The organism is Bacillus sp. EB106-08-02-XG196 (assembly GCF_013396335.1).
Taxonomy (GTDB): domain Bacteria; phylum Bacillota; class Bacilli; order Bacillales; family Cytobacillaceae; genus Neobacillus.
Genome location: NZ_JABWSY010000018.1, coordinates 51,878 through 68,315, shown reverse-complemented (window position 1 = coordinate 68,315; position 16,438 = coordinate 51,878). Strand labels below are relative to the sequence as shown.

At 38.3% G+C, this 16,438-nt stretch carries 17 protein-coding genes; 4 read left to right on the top strand and 13 right to left on the bottom strand.

Going from position 1 to position 16,438, the window contains the following annotated elements:
• Positions 1 to 118 precede the first annotated feature (118 nt).
• Both MLOOGBEN_RS29760 and MLOOGBEN_RS23890 read left to right on the top strand, forming a co-directional pair.
• On the top strand, positions 119 to 958 hold the full coding sequence (locus MLOOGBEN_RS29760) for a DUF2935 domain-containing protein (RefSeq protein ID WP_179160789.1): 840 nt from the start codon (positions 119 to 121) through the stop codon (positions 956 to 958).
• A 76-nt stretch (positions 959 to 1,034) separates the two neighbouring features.
• On the top strand, positions 1,035 to 1,400 hold the full coding sequence (locus tag MLOOGBEN_RS23890) for a carboxymuconolactone decarboxylase family protein (protein WP_179160857.1): 366 nt from the start codon (positions 1,035 to 1,037) through the stop codon (positions 1,398 to 1,400).
• A gap of 51 nt (positions 1,401 to 1,451) precedes the next feature.
• Here MLOOGBEN_RS23890 and MLOOGBEN_RS23885 read toward each other — a convergent pair whose 3' ends face one another.
• From MLOOGBEN_RS23885 to MLOOGBEN_RS23865, 5 genes are all read right to left on the bottom strand, one after another.
• Entirely contained in the window at positions 1,452 to 2,588 is a 1,137-nt protein-coding gene (locus tag MLOOGBEN_RS23885; protein ID WP_368737822.1) for a DHH family phosphoesterase, read from the bottom strand.
• Positions 2,589 to 2,647: 59 nt separating this feature from the next.
• Positions 2,648 to 3,559 carry a CBASS cGAMP-activated phospholipase gene (locus MLOOGBEN_RS23880; protein WP_179160788.1) on the bottom strand — a complete coding sequence of 304 codons (912 nt, stop codon included), beginning with the start codon at positions 3,557 to 3,559 and terminating at the stop codon, positions 2,648 to 2,650.
• A 254-nt stretch (positions 3,560 to 3,813) separates the two neighbouring features.
• Positions 3,814 to 5,550 (bottom strand): aromatic amino acid hydroxylase, encoded by a 1,737-nt coding sequence (locus MLOOGBEN_RS23875; RefSeq protein WP_179160787.1) that lies wholly within the window; start codon positions 5,548 to 5,550, stop codon positions 3,814 to 3,816.
• A 26-nt stretch (positions 5,551 to 5,576) separates the two neighbouring features.
• The gene (locus tag MLOOGBEN_RS23870) at positions 5,577 to 5,873 is read right to left on the bottom strand and encodes a 4a-hydroxytetrahydrobiopterin dehydratase (RefSeq protein ID WP_179160786.1); all 297 of its coding nucleotides are present in this window, start codon (positions 5,871 to 5,873) and stop codon (positions 5,577 to 5,579) included.
• Between the two features lie 153 nt (positions 5,874 to 6,026).
• Positions 6,027 to 7,130 carry a metallophosphoesterase gene (locus MLOOGBEN_RS23865; RefSeq protein WP_179160785.1) on the bottom strand — a complete coding sequence of 368 codons (1,104 nt, stop codon included), beginning with the start codon at positions 7,128 to 7,130 and terminating at the stop codon, positions 6,027 to 6,029.
• Between the two features lie 180 nt (positions 7,131 to 7,310).
• Between MLOOGBEN_RS23865 and MLOOGBEN_RS23860 the strand changes: the two genes are divergently transcribed.
• Positions 7,311 to 8,462, top strand: a complete 1,152-nt coding sequence (locus tag MLOOGBEN_RS23860) for a glycoside hydrolase family 18 protein (protein WP_179160784.1) — start codon at positions 7,311 to 7,313, stop codon at positions 8,460 to 8,462.
• 42 nt (positions 8,463 to 8,504) lie between these two features.
• Here MLOOGBEN_RS23860 and trhO read toward each other — a convergent pair whose 3' ends face one another.
• The 4 genes from trhO to MLOOGBEN_RS23840 form a co-directional block, all read right to left on the bottom strand.
• Positions 8,505 to 9,452 carry an oxygen-dependent tRNA uridine(34) hydroxylase TrhO gene (trhO, locus tag MLOOGBEN_RS23855; RefSeq protein ID WP_179160783.1) on the bottom strand — a complete coding sequence of 316 codons (948 nt, stop codon included), beginning with the start codon at positions 9,450 to 9,452 and terminating at the stop codon, positions 8,505 to 8,507.
• Between the two features lie 146 nt (positions 9,453 to 9,598).
• Positions 9,599 to 10,378: a DODA-type extradiol aromatic ring-opening family dioxygenase gene (locus tag MLOOGBEN_RS23850; RefSeq protein WP_179160782.1), complete on the bottom strand. Its 780-nt coding sequence runs from the start codon at positions 10,376 to 10,378 to the stop codon at positions 9,599 to 9,601.
• A 19-nt stretch (positions 10,379 to 10,397) separates the two neighbouring features.
• Positions 10,398 to 10,817 (bottom strand): DoxX family protein, encoded by a 420-nt coding sequence (locus MLOOGBEN_RS23845; RefSeq protein WP_179160781.1) that lies wholly within the window; start codon positions 10,815 to 10,817, stop codon positions 10,398 to 10,400.
• 26 nt (positions 10,818 to 10,843) lie between these two features.
• Positions 10,844 to 11,488 carry an alpha/beta hydrolase gene (locus MLOOGBEN_RS23840; protein WP_179160780.1) on the bottom strand — a complete coding sequence of 215 codons (645 nt, stop codon included), beginning with the start codon at positions 11,486 to 11,488 and terminating at the stop codon, positions 10,844 to 10,846.
• A gap of 198 nt (positions 11,489 to 11,686) precedes the next feature.
• Here MLOOGBEN_RS23840 and MLOOGBEN_RS23835 point away from each other — a divergent pair, with 198 nt between their 5' ends.
• Positions 11,687 to 12,214 carry a helix-turn-helix domain-containing protein gene (locus MLOOGBEN_RS23835; protein WP_179160856.1) on the top strand — a complete coding sequence of 176 codons (528 nt, stop codon included), beginning with the start codon at positions 11,687 to 11,689 and terminating at the stop codon, positions 12,212 to 12,214.
• Between the two features lie 42 nt (positions 12,215 to 12,256).
• Here MLOOGBEN_RS23835 and MLOOGBEN_RS23830 read toward each other — a convergent pair whose 3' ends face one another.
• The 4 genes from MLOOGBEN_RS23830 to MLOOGBEN_RS23815 all read right to left on the bottom strand — a co-directional run bounded on the left by MLOOGBEN_RS23830 (position 12,257) and on the right by MLOOGBEN_RS23815 (position 16,414).
• Positions 12,257 to 13,195 (bottom strand): MBL fold metallo-hydrolase, encoded by a 939-nt coding sequence (locus MLOOGBEN_RS23830; RefSeq protein ID WP_179160779.1) that lies wholly within the window; start codon positions 13,193 to 13,195, stop codon positions 12,257 to 12,259.
• Between the two features lie 93 nt (positions 13,196 to 13,288).
• Positions 13,289 to 14,443 carry a thiolase family protein gene (locus tag MLOOGBEN_RS23825; RefSeq protein WP_179160778.1) on the bottom strand — a complete coding sequence of 385 codons (1,155 nt, stop codon included), beginning with the start codon at positions 14,441 to 14,443 and terminating at the stop codon, positions 13,289 to 13,291.
• Between the two features lie 45 nt (positions 14,444 to 14,488).
• Positions 14,489 to 15,256 (bottom strand): 3-hydroxyacyl-CoA dehydrogenase, encoded by a 768-nt coding sequence (locus tag MLOOGBEN_RS23820; protein WP_179160777.1) that lies wholly within the window; start codon positions 15,254 to 15,256, stop codon positions 14,489 to 14,491.
• 21 nt (positions 15,257 to 15,277) lie between these two features.
• Positions 15,278 to 16,414, bottom strand: coding sequence for a CaiB/BaiF CoA transferase family protein (locus MLOOGBEN_RS23815; RefSeq protein WP_179160776.1), 1,137 nt, complete (start codon positions 16,412 to 16,414; stop codon positions 15,278 to 15,280).
• Between the last annotated feature and the right edge of the window lie 24 nt (positions 16,415 to 16,438).

Here is a 16,438-nt window from a genome sequence, read left to right as displayed (position 1 = left end):
GCATCCGCCCCATCTTTTTCTTTTATTTTTTGCTAACAATGGTAATTTATTCATTTTATAGAAATTTGCTTAATAACTTATAAATGGAATAAAAGAACTTATATACAGGAGGTTATCGGTGAAAAACTTAAATCCATTTACTCCATGGGAAGAGCATTATTTTTGGGTAAATATACTTTTAGATCATGCCATTTTTATAAGGGATTATTTGTCACCAGTAGAGGTAAACCTTGTGAAAGAAGCCGTAGACTATATTGGAAGATTTGCAGAGGTAAGAAACCGACTAGAGCAAATTCCAAAACCGAGTCATGTAGGATCTCAGGAATTGGTTGAATTCTCCAAATTATCCGCTCTGGTTTCCTATGATTATTACCGGTTTGAAGGAAAGCTCCTTAACCTGCAATTAAATAATAAAATACTCATTAACATAACCCCAACGTATTTTAACGGGACATTAAATGAAAACGGTGAATATTTAAGGATTCTACAGTACTACATGAATGGAACAGATTATCCTCCCCTGCCTTTAGTGGATTTATTGGACCTATGGCTAGAAGATCAGATTGGCCACGCTGCATTATTAAATCGAGGTCTTGATGGTATAGAGCTTATTCTTCATGAAAAAGTGAACACACTGAGTAAACTTTTTTCTGCACATATGTTAAAAAATGATGCGATAAAAGGTTATTTACGGTTTATGCCTCCCCACTTTCCTATACAAATTGCCTTTGCGCGTGAAGTCAGTAGTACTGTCCTAGCATTTAACCTATTAGTGGAGAACGTCATTACACTATATAAAGGAAAAGAAGTTTTAAATGCAACAACGATTCGGTTCTTAGAGCACCATTTTCCTGAGTCCTGTTATTTTTTAACGAAGCTTAGTGCCTTTGTACCTGAAATGGAAAGACCCCCTTGCTCCTTAACAGCCTATTTTAAAAACTACCACAACAACTTTTAATGTTGGTTAATCCCTTCTTTGTTTGCTCATACTAATTTTGGATTCATGATAATTAGAAATGGAGCTGAACATAATGATGGAATTTGAAGCTAGAAATAGTACTGAGGCAGCCCTTCACGAGTATAAAGCAGGCTTAGGTGTATTTACTCAGAAAATGCCTGAATTTGCTAGACACTTCAATGCTTTTACAGAAGAATGCTTTAAGGAAGGTGCTTTATCACAGCGTGAAAAACAATTAATTGCATTAGGAATTAGCTTATATACTCAGGATGAATATTGTATCATCTACCATACAAAGGGTTGTCTTGATCAAGGCTGTTCAGAACAGGAAATTCTTGAAGCTGTAGGAGTAACGGCGGCATTTGGCGGCGGAGCTGCCATGAGTCAGGCGGTTACACTGGTACAGGAATGCATCACGGATTTAAATCAACTGAAACAATAATATTCTTTTAAAAAGCCCCACATTAGAACATTTGTTCTAATGTGGGGCTTTTTAGTTCTTATTTTCTCTTACCTCTTTCATGAGGTACTTAACAAAATCATCGTCTTTTACTAGCCAGACTTCATAATTTCTTTTTAAGTAACTTTCCCCATCTTCAAAATTAGCAAAGGTTTGCTCTATTCTATTTTGATTTCGTTCAATTGCCCATTCCTGGTCATTAAACTGATAGAGCAGGTAGATATCTTCCCTTCTATTTTTATACAGAGTGCCAAAAGAGGAGTCTTTCAGGTTATAGCGATTTCGTCTGGCATCTTCCGGAACTGGTTCTAAATGAAAGGTTTCAGTCACAAAGTTTTTATAGGCTCCTTCGGTTAATGAGCACCCAGATGCCTTTGCATGTCCGCCTCCTCCATATTGCCCTGCCACAGCGGAAACATCCACATGATCATGTATAGTTCGAAAACCCATTCGTTTTCCGCCAATATTTAATATCGCTATGTAATCAAGATGAGGGTATTCTTTCCCCAATTCATTCCCTAGCTCTGAGTGATAGGATTCAGCGTAGACCACACCTGCATAAAGTCCATCTATTTCTGTCTGAACCAGCTCTCTCCTTTTCCTGCGAATATAGCGATCAATTTTATCCTCTTCTATATCTAATATTTTCTTTTCAAACTCATCAAAGTGAAAGTGTTCACTTGTCTGAAGCCGTGTGATCATTTTTTCCTCAAATTCATCCATTGAGACAAGGAAAAATAAAGCATTCAGACGTTGGGCGTCGTGATTTTCATTTTTTTCCCACTCCCACGTATCATATTGTCTCACTAGCTCGACAAATTCAGTTATGGCGTCTGACACTTCAATGTGCTGATGGGAAATAAGATAATGATACAAAAGTGAGGTTGCTGATGTTAATTTTCCTTCCTCGTCCTCGACAACCACATGACCCCATGGATAGTCATTGTAATGCAGTGCGGTTTTATGATGATCTATTAACTGTACTTTTCCACCATTTTGATAAAACTCATTAATCCGCTGTTCATTTTTTTCATTAACAGACAAATCGGTAATAAACAAAAAAGTATTTTTATCCTCGTTATCGAAAAACCATTCTACCTCTCGATTTAAACCAGAAATGGAATTGTAGCGAACCTTTACATCTTCACCAAATGCTAGTTTTGCTAGAATTCCACATCACACACCATCAAGATCATTATGAGACAACAATTTATACATTACCTTCACCTCTACTTTCCTATAAACGAAAGGATTTCATCTTTCTGCTTTTGAAAAACACTTCTTCCTAAGTCACTTAGTAAATCCATATACTTTATCTCATCAAAAGGAACTTCCTTTCCCAATTCTTCATTTATACGCAGGTATTGATCCCTTAGTAGCAGCTGGCAATGATAGGATACAGATTCTGAGGACAAATGAAGAGCTAAATCAAGAAGTTTCGGTGTTACCTTCATTGATGGGAAATGGAATGGGAGCCATTGTCTTATCCCCCAATACTTTTCATTGTCGTTTGTAAAATCAATAGTTTGTAATCCTGTTCCAATCGATAATATGTTTATTTCATCCATAGTTTTTTTAAAATAATGAATAGATTCGGTAAGGCCTACTAATGAAGGATTATTCGCCCATAAACCGCCATCAATGGATAAATATTGATCACCTATTTTGTTCGGAGGAAAATAAACAGGTGCTGAGCAGGATGAAAGGACAGCATCCCAAAGTTTAATCGACAAATCTTCACTTTCGGGATGACCATAGTTTGAGCGGTGAATAAACGGTTTTCCATGAGTAATGTCCACTGCTGGAATAAGAAGCGGTTTGGGAATATCCTCCATTTCCACTTCACCAAATGCTTTTTTTAAAAGGTGTCTTAGTGATCGGTCACTATAGACACTTTTGAAAAGCCCAACCTTTGCCTGTCTAGTAAAAATCTTTTCACCATAGTACTTGTAACTTTCATATACTTCCTTCATATTTTTATTTAGCGAAACAGAAGCGGCGATTATTGCCCCAGTACTTGTACCAGCCACTACATCAAATAGTTCTCCAACTGGATGACCCACTTCTTCTTCCAATGCTTGTAAAATGGCTATAGCAAAAATACCTCGAATTCCACCGCCATCTATACATAGTAATTTCATTACATTTCACCTAAATTTAACCTTCTTTTTACTACAGTTTGCCCTTCCTTCATTCCACTTATCACTTGTCACCTATTATATTTCTTTTTTGTTTGCATTAATAGTTTCCTTTGTTTGGGCAATCGCAGAAATCACTGAGCCGACAGCTTGGATCCAGGCTCCGAAAAGCTCTTTTAGTTGATTCTCCATAGAATTTACCGCCCATCGATTCAACCTTTTATAAGTATATTCAATGGGCGGAAGGTTGTTAATTTTTATTCTGTCATGACCTTTGTTAACATAAGCCCTCTCTCAATTAACACAGGGTATTCGTCATGTATAAGCTTTATCTCTTCAAGCTGTTCTTTGAGCAACAACTGTTTATCTGGCAACAGATTATTTTTCACCAATAACTCCATTACCTCAATCCTTAATAACCAATCTTCCTGATAATCTTTTGTTAATTTTTCAATCACTTCTGTTAAAACAACTTCAATGTCAGGAACAGCATTTTCACGGATATTTCTAACTTTCCCATACAATTGTTCCAGCTGAGATAATTCTCTTTTAGCCTGCGGTTTCTTTTCTACTTCTTCCAAACCCACATAAAATTGATCAGAGTCCGCTGCTCCAGCAAAAACAGAAGAAATTTTCTCTCCAACCGCCAAATCGTACGTACCCCATTCGGGCTGGAATAAAGTTTGATCAGCGAAGGAAACCTTACAGTCTCTAAAAGAGATGAGTAGGAGATTGTCTTCTTTTCGAATCCAATGTACTGGAGCTCCCACTACCTTAACTCCACTCTCATACTCAAGGGTACAGTCTTTTCCAATCTCTATTCCAATTTCTCCAAGCTCGGCATCAGTAAGCTTCTCAAGAGGTTTTATCACGTTTACGATTCCTCCAATTGGTGCTCCAAAGCCATCGTGGTGTGTCGTTTTACCGTGTCCTTTCAATTCAGTATTGTTATATGCCAATGCTGATGGACCCTCTGTTTGGATGTATATCGCTTCACCTTTTTCATCCTTTATGATGTTACGTAATGTACCGGTTAGCTGCAGCCCTGAGCTATATTGAATCGTAGCCGTATGATTCGAACGAAGTGCTTTCTCTAAGCCCTCTGTCCCTCCAACTTTAAAGGCCATGGTTTCCGAAAATTTATTCACAGCATCGATTAATTGATCAAAGCTGTCACAAACAAAAAGCTGTGGCTGTGGTTTGGTAATATCAAAGCCTGTTTCAATAACGTGTTGCAGGTTAAATGGTAGTTTCTTAACTGAAGCTGTTAAGCTGCTTCTTCCTTCCGATACAGAAGAAAGCAGTCCAGCACCATAGATTTGTGGCTGGTTGACACTGCCAATTAGGCCGTATTCAACCGTCCACCAATATAAACGTGATATTTGTTCCGCTTCTGATAATTCCGTTACAGCTGACTGTTTTTCTTCAAAGTTGGCTTTAGCTTCTTTGATTTCTTCTTTTGTTGCTTTTCCACTTTCTAATAAATTCGAATAGGTACGCACTGCTTCAAATAATTCATGCTCCTCACTTGTGGCCAATGCTTTTGATCCAATTTGTCCAAATAGCTTTACATATTCAGAGAACTTCTCTTCACAAAGGATTGGTGCGTGACCTGCTGCTTCATGGATGATATCTGGTGCTGGTGTATATTGAATGTTTTCTAGTTTACGAATGTCTGAGGCAATCGGCAGGATACCATGTGCCTGAAAGTCGAAAAAAATAACGCCTGGTATAAAACCATCAATATTGGCAGCCCCCCAACCGAAGGGTTTTAACGCTTTGTTCATATCCATTACATTGGGTATTTTCTCTACGGATATCCCTGAAGCCTTTAACCCGCCAACATATGCTTGATGGGCAGTATCCTTTAAATAGTTATGGTTTTGTCTCATCACATAACGCCATACTGCATGATCAATCGGAGTATATTTTTCATATTGTTGATCAACTACGTATTTTTGTAGGTGTCTTGGAACTTTCTTTACTTCTCCCATTTAGAAATCTCTCCCTTAGAAGGAAATTAACCTTTCATTTGTAAATAATACTCATCATACTTTGTTGCTAAATCAAAATCCAATGCGGTTAAACCCCTTGCATTCCATGAGGAAATCCTTAAAGTAACGACCTTATAGTCTATTGAAATAAATGGATGGTGGTTAACCTGCTCAGATAGATTTGCAACAAGGTTTACAAAATCTATTCCTTTTAAATAGTCGCGAAAACGATACTTTCGTTCAATCCATTTTTCATCCGTTAATCTCCAGTTTGGAACGGAGGATAACTTTTTCTGCACCTCAGAAGGGGTAAGTTTTTCCATTTGCTTCTCTCCTTTATGGCAATAAAGCGATTTTATAAAATTTGTAGTCATCAATAAATATTATTCAAATAGAGAATAAAAAAACACTGTCAGTTTGTCTTTTATATCTAAATGTAAAAAAATCCACCTGAAACAGGTGGATTCCTACAATTTTTATCTTGAGGGATTAAACGTAACGTTAATTTGAACAATTTCTGATCGTGTTCCAATTCGGATAGGCAGTCCCCATACACCATAACCCGAGGAGACTATAGATTGCAGCTCCCCTCTCTTCAGATAGCCCCAATCATTTTCAAAAATCATATTCGTAATCAGATTTCCAGGTGCCACCTGTCCTCGATGTGTATGGCCAGATAGAATCAGATCCACTCCATTTTTTTCAGCGATATCTAAATCATAAGGCTGATGTTCAAGAAGGAATACGGGTTTTTTAACATCGACCTGCTTCATTAATGCAGGAAGCTCAGCTCTAACAACATCCTGATATCCCCGGTCTTTTCTGCCGACAAGGACGATCCCTTCAGGAAGGTTCAGCACATCATCATCTAATACCTTCATTCCACTATTATTAAAAATCTTCACTAAATCTACATCATCACGATCATGATTTCCTAAGGAAGCATACACAGGCGCTTGTATTTGTTTTAGAATCTCTGGAATACCTTCTTTAAGAAAAGGTGTGATATCGTCATCGATAATATCCCCTGGAAAGAGGACGATATCAGGTTTTTGTGAATTAATATACTCAACTAATTTTTTTGCCTGACCGCTGCCGGATAAATCCCCAAAATGCATATCAGAAGCCATAATAATATTCAAGCTTTGTTTCCCTTCAACCTGTTTCGGGATATTAATCTGATATGTTTTCGCTTTAGGACTGTAAGCATTAAATATTCCAAAAAAGAAAGAGCAAACAATCACAACAAGTACGGTGTATCCTGTCCTTTTAACAAACTTTTCTTTCTGTATTTTTGTATATCTTCTTAAAAAAACCGCTAAATTGGCTAAGGGAAGCAGCAATATTAAAAAGTAAAATAACGACAGCCACGCTGCACCAAGCCAAGTAAAAAATAAACTCTCATCTAACCATCGTGAAAAAACAAAAGAATAAGCAAAAATAACAAGGACAACCCAGAATATTATTTTTATACTCTTTCGATCTCCACTAATGTTTTTTAACCATACCCAAATATTGTAACCAATATAAAAAATCAATAAATTATATAGTAAGATAATTCCTACTCCAACAGCCCACACAGAAGTGAATCTCCTTTACACTAGAAGTCTTACTACCATTAGACAATATTTGAGCTTAATTAACAATAAATTTGGTTTCAAGTTTTCCAATTATTTGCAAGGCGGATATTACCATCTCTCCTTCCCCTCTTTTTTTGATACAATTTTAAAGTATGAGAATAATAGGGAGGAAAACAATCTATGAAAAAAAGCAAAATCCTCCTAGCCCTGGTAATCTTACTTACCTTTACAGGGGGAATATTTACAGGAGTCATATATTCAAAAAATAAAACAGAACAAGCGTCGCAACCGCTTAAAATAGAAAAAGCTTCAGAATCAAATAAAACCCTCGAACACAAAGCAATTCCAGAGGAGAGTTTAGAGGAATCTAAAGTGTTATTAGGTTATGTACAGGATTTTCGTGATCCCAATGTGGTTGATTATTCCAAACTAACACACGCAATCTTCTCGTTTGCTCATCCAACACCCGATGGAGGAATTTTGCTAAATGGCGATTCGGCCATCAATAATTTACGAGCCATGGTTAAGGAAGCTGACAAACACAATACAAAAGTAATCTTAGCGGTTGGCGGCTGGTTTCATATAAATGGCGGGGAATCCTATGAACCATTTAAAGCAGCCATCAGCAATCCTGATTCTAGAACGAAACTAGTGAATGAACTTACTAGTATGGTAGATCGTGAACATCTAGACGGTATCGATATCGATTTCGAACATCCTCGTTCAAAAGCTGATGCAGCAAACTTGGCAGCATTTGCAAAGGAACTTAGCGCTCAGCTTCATCCAAAAGGTAAAGAACTATCAATTGCTGTTTATGCGAAAATTCATGCGGTGACAGGCACCGAAATGGGCTTTGTCGTCTATGAACCATCAACTTTCCAGCATGTTGATCATGTCAATATCATGGCTTATGATGGTCAGTGGGATGGCGGCTACAATGCGGCCAATTTATCTCCTTATCCGTTTACGGAGAAAATAGTAAACTATTGGGCTAATTTGTTTGATCAAAACAATCTGCCGAAAGAAAAGCTTGTTTTAGGTGTTCCTTTTTATGCTCAGCCTGAAGACCCCGCTATTAAGCAGGTTTCTTATGCTGCTATTATCAACAGTGATCCCGCAAATGCTGCGAAGGATACTGTAAGTATGAACGGAACGACTTATCATTATAATGGTGTAGAAACGATTAGAAAGAAGACAAATCTAGCACTTGGTCACGGCTTTGGCGGTATGATGCTGTGGGAAGCTGGCCACGACAGCAAGGGCGCTCATAGCTTAACAACCGTGATATTTGATGAATTAGTTAAATCAAGCGATGTCTTGGCTAAGAAATAACAAAAGGCTGCACACTCTTATCTTGAGTATGCAGCCTTTCTTTTATGCTTGTAGGTTCATTAATCTTTCATTTACTTCTTCTTCCGTTAACCCATGCTGAGCAACATATCGATTTCGTGGATGTGTTCTACATTCATGAGAACAGCTCCGTAAATGACGGTGTTCATTTTCCTCAAAGCAAAGAATCTTTTTGTTACATTCAGGATTTGCACAGTTTACATAACGCTCACAAGGCTCACCGGTGAAATAATCCTTCCCGACAACTACATGCTCCTTTTGATTTACAGGAACGCTGATACGCTTATCAAACACATAGAGCTGACCATCCCATAATTCTCCTTGAACCTCTGGGTCTTTGCCGTACGTTACGATTCCACCTTCTAATTGTGATACATCTTCAAAGCCTTCATTTAGTAGCCAGCCTGAAAATTTTTCACAACGAATACCACCTGTGCAATAAGTAAGAATCTTTTTCCCTTCGAATTCTTGTTTATTTTCTCTAATCCAGTCAGGCAAATCACGGAAATTTAATATATCCGGGCGTACTGCACCTCTAAAATGACCTAAATCGTATTCATAGTCATTTCGAGCATCAATCACAACAGTATCTTCTCTTTGCATAGCTTCGAAAAACTCTTTCGGTTTTAAGTGCTTTCCTGTTGTAACATGAGGATCAACATCGTCTTCTAGACGTAATGTAACAAGCTCTGCTCTTAGACGCACACGCATTTTTTTGAAAGCATGTTCAGTTGCTTCATCAATTTTAAAGATGGTCCCTGCAAATAGAGGGTGCTCATCCATCCATTTCATATAGGCGTCCGTTTGCTCAGGTGTACCTGAAACAGTACCGTTTATACCTTCTGCTGCTATAATAATCCGGCCCTTTAATCCTAACTCAGTACAAAACTCAAGATGCTCTTGCTGCACTTCTTCAGGATTCTCTATCGTGACATATTTATAATACAATAACACTCTAAACTCTTGATTCATATTTACCACCTTATTAACTTTTATACATTACTTATATTATTACCCGAATAATTATATCAATAATCCTCCATATGTTTCAATTGATAAGAATTATTCTAACTTGTAAAAAAATAACACTAACGCTGAGTTAGTGTTATTTTTGACTATCAACCAAATTGCCATACGCTATGGCTTAGGTTTCCATATCTGTAGCTGCGATGTAATAGCTTCGCTTCTTTGTTATCATCTGCTGCCCCCATGGCGTAAAAAATTGGAACAAAGTGTTCGTTTCCATATGGAGGTACAGCATATTGTGCATTCGGAGCAAGTGAATCATACTTAAACAATGAATCCGTGTCCCAAGTATGAAGATGATGGGCTAACCAATCATCAAACTCTATTGCCCATTGGTCAATATGTCCATTGTCTGCAAAATTCACGGCTCTCAAATTATGAACAGTTCCTCCGCTGCCAATGATTAAAACATCTTTAGCACGCAATGCAGCCAGTGATTTTCCAATTTTATATTGTTCTTCCGGAGTAAGAGCAGGGTTAACAGACATTGCTATAACAGGAACATCTGCATTTGGGTAAAGTAAACGAAGTACAACCCATGCACCATGATCCAAGCCGCGTTTTGATTCTACATCAAAAGGAATTCCATTTTCTTTGAATAAATCAATTATTTCATTAGAGATTTCCTTTGAACCTTGTGCTGGATATTTAATTGTATATAGTGCTGGGTCGAATCCACCGAAATCATAAATGGTGTCATATTGGTCTACTTCGCTTACTTTTTGTGCTCTAGACTCCCAATGGGCTGAAAATAAAACAATGGCCTTTGGGCGAGGTAAAGACTTTCCCAGTTGATTTAAAAATTGAGTATACTCATTGTTTTCAACCGCAAGCAATGGTGCACCATGAGCGATAAAGAGTGATGGCATCATTGTACTTTTCCCTCCTGTATTATAGTGATTGTGGCGTGTTTTTTTGACCTTTAAATAGCACTTTATCTAAAGCGAACATTTTGCTGTCATTAATCGCAATAAATAATGCGATAACTAGTAATGCTAAATCTAATTCCCAGCCAGCCCCTTGACCATTACCTAAAAATCCGACTGCTAATTTCCCTTTGACAATTGCTCCAAGCATTAATAATACCAATAATGCTGATACAATTCTGCTTCCGAACCCAACCAATAATGCAAGTCCACCAACCATTTCTAACAAAGCAACAGCATAGGCAAGAACACCTGGTAAGCCGATGGAATCAAACCAGCCAACGATATTTTCAATTCCTCCTTGGAATTTCACTAAACCATGGATAAAAAACGTAACCCCTAATACTAAACGTAAAATTAATGTACTTGCCTCAAATTTTTTCATCTTTTTTCTACCTCTCCTTAAATAAATTAGTTTTCTATATCTTGTAATAACCAGTTTGTAAAATCTTGATGGTTTTTCAATGAAACACTATGTCCTTCTGGATAGGTGTTAAAAGTTACTTTAGCACCTAATTGACGGAAATATTCGTTATTGGTGAGTCCCCATTCGAATGGAAGAACTTGATCCATTTCCCCGTGTGAGATAAATAGTGATACTTCATCCACAGGCTTGATCGTATACTCTTCTTTTACGAAAGCAGGAATGTAACCACTTAGTGCAACAATTCCTTTTATTTTACTTCCTAATGTTAAGCCTAGCGTCATGGCTAAAATCGCACCTTGACTAAAACCTAACAAGTATAAATGAGATGTATCAAGCGGATACTGTTCGGAAGCATAATCAATAAAGCCCGTGAGCTTACTTACACCTTCATCGAACACTTCCCGGTGTGGTTTTCCGTATCCTTGAATGGTGAAATAAGCAAACCCTGGCGGTTGAGCGAGATGACCGCGAATACTAAAAATGTAAAACTGTTCTTCTAACCCATTTACCAAAGAAAGCATGTTTTGTTCATTACTGCCAATTCCATGCATAATAAACAACGCAGGATATTTTTTAGCAGGATCGATATTGTTTGGACGGCGAAGCTCATAAATCATAGGTGCATTCATATATTTCATTCCTTTCTTTAAGTATTTTAATAGTTAATAAAGATTCATATTAGTAAACACATATACAAAAAAATAAAATGTTTTTTAATATGAACATTTGTTGCTTATAGGATAACAGCGAATCTTGTGGATTGTCAATAGTATTTTTGCTAATATATAAATATGTTCTATATTAGGAAACCATAAAGGGTGATCAAACTGGATATCGGCGCAAAAATTCGTGCAATAAGAAATCGAAAAAAAATCACAATCGCTCAAATGTGTGAAGGGACTGGCCTATCAAAAGGATTTATCAGTAATGTAGAAAACAATAACACCTCTCCCTCTATTAGTACTCTGCAAACCATTGCCAGCTATTTAGAAATTCCTTTACCCTACTTATTATTAGAAAAAAAACAACATTTACGCGTCGTTAGAAAAGATTCTAGGACAACGACTACGTTTAATCAGTTAAAAATTGAGAATATATCTTCTATGGGTGGTTTGAGCTTAAGGAGTGTGGAGTTTCCACCAGGAGCTTCTATCGGAGACGCACATGCGCATGAAGGGGAAGAATGTCATTTAGTGCTAGAAGGGAAAGTTTTAGCGGAGCAAGGGGAAGATTCTGCTATTTTAGAAGAAGGTGACTCCTTTAGCTGGAATGCAAGTGTTCCACACACAGTGAAAAATATCGGGGATTGTAAAGCGGTTGTGTTGATTGCAGTTTACTCGAACAAAGAACAATAATGATTATAGGCAGGGTGTCCATTTTCGGGACACCCTTTGATATTAAATACTCTCATAATACCATGTACCATCCTGAAGAAATTTTTTACATTGGTGGTTTAAATATAAATACTCCAAGTGAGCAAGTGTTTCCCCAACAGCAAAGCGAGTTTCATGGATATTTAAATTTCGAAATAACTGTTGATTAACCTCATAGATGGTTGCTGGCTGCTTAATAGCATCATATGTCTCCGCTAATCTTTCAAGATGGTGTGCCATTAATTCTTCTATTCTTTGATTGGCATTTCTAAATGGCTTCCCATGAGAAGGAATCACATATTCAACGTCCAAAGCTTTAATTTTTTCCAACGATGTCATAAACGATTGTAGTGGATTTCGATTACCACGGAACCAGTATGAAATATTTGGTGAAATTCTTGGTAAAATATGATCGGTTGAAAATAAGATACTATTCTCTTTATTAAACAAAGTGATTAACCCATCAGAATGTCCCGGTGTAAAAATAACTTCATATTCGTATTTGCCGAATACGATTTTCATTCCTTCTTCTAGGTAATGTTGAATAGTTGGATATGGTTTTACTTGCGCGTTAAAGCTTTTTTCATCAGTCGTTAACACCTGAGATAAATTTTCAGGAAGGCCGCACCTGTCATAGTTGTCATTTACAACATTTATCGAATCTGGTTCCCAATAAGTTAATCCAGCCTCTGCGTCAATTTCAGACATCCATACATCTGCATTTGTAAGCTGTTGGAGGGAACCAGCATACCCAAAATGATCGGGATGGTAATGTGTTAGGATAATATCGGTAACATCATGTTTTTCTATGATAGGTCCCCAAATATCCCTAGATACTTCATTATTTAATCCTGCATCGATGATAGTCCATCCTCTAGTACCTTCTGCTATAAAGCAATTTACATGATTTAGCCGAAAAGGCAGCGGGATGGTGACTTGTGTTACACCTATTTCATTTAACAAAAAACACTTCTCCTCTCTCTCATTTTCTTGTAATCTTTAAAAAGGAATAAGCAGCAAAATGGACTCTTTTGCTGCTTATTCCCTACCTATTTCTCACTCACTGATTCTTTCAATAATCGTTCCGTTTGCCATACCGCCGCCTTCACAAATTGCCTGTAATCCATAACGGCCGCCTGTTCTTTCTAGTTCATGCATCATCGAAATCATCAATTTTGCACCTGTTGCCCCAAGTGGGTGTCCTAGGGCAATGGCTCCTCCATTTGGATTCAATTTCTTCGGATCAGCTTTAATTTCTTCCAACCAGCACATAGGTACGGGAGCAAACGCTTCGTTTACTTCGTAGGTGTCCATATCCTCAATTGTCAGCCCAGCTTTTGCTAAAACCTGTCTAGCCGCCTCAATTGGACCAGTCAGCATTAATGTTGGATCAGATCCAACTACGGAACGTGCAACAATACGGAATCGCGGTTTAAGTCCTAATTCCTCCGCTTTTTCACGTGACATTAATAGCACAGCGGCAGCACCGTCACTCATTTGGCTTGCGTTTCCTGCATGGATTTTTCCGTCTTCTTTAAAGACTGTATTTAGCGTAGCTAATTTTTCAATAGTAGACCCTTTACGCGGTCCTTCATCCTGTTTCAGAACAACTGTACTTCCGTCCTCTAGTGTTACCTCTAAAGGCATAATTTCTCTGTCAAATCTACCTTCTTCTTGTGCAATTAGTGCACGATTATGGCTTTCAACTGAAAATTCATCTAACTGAGTGCGTGTAAATCCCCATTGATCCGCAATTCTTTCCGCAGATAAGCCTTGGTGAATCATTTCATATTTAGAAGTAAGGGTTTCACTCCAGCCTGACTTTTGACGTGAAGCTCCAAGTGGAACGCGTGTCATGCTTTCAACCCCGCCCGCGATGACAATATCCATATCTCCACTGAGAATGGCTTGGGAAGCAAAATGAATCGCTTGCTGGCCAGATCCACATTGACGATCTAATGTAGTGCCTGGTACATGAATCGGAAAGTCTGCCATTAATGCTGCCGTACGTGCGATATTCAGGCCTTGTTCTTCCACCTGGGAAACACAGCCTAAGATTACGTCCTGCACGATTCCTGGAGAAATACCAGCACGATTTACTAATTCTTTTAATACCTTTGCTGCCAGTTCATCTGGACGGACTGAACTCAATAACCCTTTTCTTTTTCCAACCGGTGTACGAACACCCTCTACAATCACAACTTCACGCATTTTATCTTCCTCCAATTTATTTAATTTTTGATAAAAATTTTTGATTTATCTTGGAGCCATACGAATGGCGCCATCTAATCGGATGGTTTCCCCATTAAGCATGACATTTTCGATGATAGACTGAGTTAATTGAGCATACTCAGACGGGCGTCCAAGTCTTGATGGGAATGGAACCTGCGTTTCCAAGGCAGCTTTAGCCTGTGCAGACAATGAACCAAAAAGTGGTGTTTCAATTAATCCAGGTGCGATGGTCATGACTCTAATTCCAGACTTCGCTAAGTCGCGTGCAATTGGCAATGTCATTCCTACCACACCACCTTTAGAGGCACTGTAAGCAGCCTGACCAATTTGACCGTCAAAGGCCGCAACAGAGGCGGTATTAATGATTACTCCCCTTTCTCCTTCTTGATTTGGCAAATTATTCACCATTTGGGCAGCAGCAAGGCGAATGACATTAAACGTGCCAATTAAATTAATTTCAATTACCTTTTTAAAATTGTCAAAACTATGTGCTTGGTTTCTGCCTACTGTTTTTTCAGCAACTGCAATACCCGCACAATTCACCACAGTATTGATGCTGCCAAATTGAGCAATTGTAGAATTGATGGCATTTTGAACATCTTCCTCGCTCGTTACATTTGTTTTGAAGAAAACAGCATTCTCCCCTAATTCTTCAGCTAGAAGGGTGCCTCTTTCTTCTGAGAGGTCCAAAATGGCAGCTTTCCCGCCATTTTTCACAATATTTCGGACTGTTGCTTCTCCAAGTCCCGAAGCACCTCCCGTTACCAAAGCAATAGAATCTTGTATTCTCATATTCCTATCCCCTTTCTCATTCTAATAACCTAGTTCCTTCAAAATTTCATTTGTATGTTCCCCGAGACCGGGAGCATTCCGTCTTGTGCTAACAGTTGAATTTGATAGTTTAATAGGATTTCCTATTTGTTTGATTACTCCCACCGCTGGATGTGTGATATCTTCAATCATTTGACGATGTTTAATTTGTGGATGATCTGCGAGTTCTTCTGGAGTTAAGACTGGAGAGATACAGGCATCAATACCCTCAAAAAGCTCGAGCCATTCTGTTAATGTTTTTTGATGGATGGCTGCTTGAACTTCCTGCTTTATTAAGCGCTGCTGTTCTAGGGGTTCATCTAGTTGGTCTATCAGTTCTTCCTTACCGATTACCTTACAAAAGTTCTTCCAAAACTTATATTCAAGTGCCCCAACGGAAATGTACCGATTATCTTTTGTTCTATAAATCTCATAGCATGCTTTTCCACCGTTTAAGGTCAGTTCCCCACGATTTGGCATTTCACCAGTAGTCCAATAGTTTGGCAGAATCGTATGCATCCATGAAAGTGCACCATCCAGCATGGAGATATCCACAAATTGACCTCGGTTCGATTTCTTCGCTTCAATTATAGCGAGTAAGATTCCGACTGCCGCCATTAATGCTCCTCCGCCAATATCACCTATTTGAACAGATGGAATCAGCGGTTTTTCGTTTGGAGCTCCTTGTAAATGCAACAGCCCCGAATAGCTCAAGAAATTCAAATCATGTCCAGCTTCATTTGCATATGGTCCAGATTGACCATAACCGGTTATCGCACAATAAATCAGTTTTGGATTATGTACCTTTAATTTCTCAAACCCGAGCCCTAGCCGATCCATAACCCCAGGTCGGAATGATTCAATCAGGACATCAGCAGTTTTGATTAAAGAAATAAAAGCCTCTATATCCTTTTCGTCTTTAAGGTCAAGGGTTATGCTTCGTTTATTGCGGTTTAGCGAGATAAACATAGCACTCTGATCATCGCTTACCTTTGGTTCGTACCAGCGGGCATAATCCCCGATTTTTGGGTCTTCCACCTTTATCACATCTGCCCCGTAATCAGCAAGTAATAATGTACAATAGGGCCCAGGAAGAAGCCTTGTGAGGTCAAGGACTCGTATACCTTCAAGAGGTAACAAACTATCATCTCCTTTTTATTCAAG

Bases quoted from the DNA above. Each gene is read 5' to 3' on its own strand.
- MLOOGBEN_RS23890 (WP_179160857.1), top strand. From the start codon at position 1,035: ATGGAATTTGAAGCTAGAAATAGTACTGAGGCAGCCCTTCACGAGTAT.
- MLOOGBEN_RS23880 (WP_179160788.1), bottom strand. From the start codon at position 3,559: ATGAAATTACTATGTATAGATGGCGGTGGAATTCGAGGTATTTTTGCT.
- MLOOGBEN_RS23875 (WP_179160787.1), bottom strand. From the start codon at position 5,550: ATGGGAGAAGTAAAGAAAGTTCCAAGACACCTACAAAAATACGTAGTT.
- MLOOGBEN_RS23870 (WP_179160786.1), bottom strand. From the start codon at position 5,873: ATGGAAAAACTTACCCCTTCTGAGGTGCAGAAAAAGTTATCCTCCGTT.
- MLOOGBEN_RS23860 (WP_179160784.1), top strand. From the start codon at position 7,311: ATGAAAAAAAGCAAAATCCTCCTAGCCCTGGTAATCTTACTTACCTTT.
- trhO (WP_179160783.1), bottom strand. From the start codon at position 9,452: ATGAATCAAGAGTTTAGAGTGTTATTGTATTATAAATATGTCACGATA.
- MLOOGBEN_RS23850 (WP_179160782.1), bottom strand. From the start codon at position 10,378: ATGATGCCATCACTCTTTATCGCTCATGGTGCACCATTGCTTGCGGTT.
- MLOOGBEN_RS23845 (WP_179160781.1), bottom strand. From the start codon at position 10,817: ATGAAAAAATTTGAGGCAAGTACATTAATTTTACGTTTAGTATTAGGG.
- MLOOGBEN_RS23840 (WP_179160780.1), bottom strand. From the start codon at position 11,488: ATGAATGCACCTATGATTTATGAGCTTCGCCGTCCAAACAATATCGAT.
- MLOOGBEN_RS23825 (WP_179160778.1), bottom strand. From the start codon at position 14,443: ATGCGTGAAGTTGTGATTGTAGAGGGTGTTCGTACACCGGTTGGAAAA.
- MLOOGBEN_RS23820 (WP_179160777.1), bottom strand. From the start codon at position 15,256: ATGAGAATACAAGATTCTATTGCTTTGGTAACGGGAGGTGCTTCGGGA.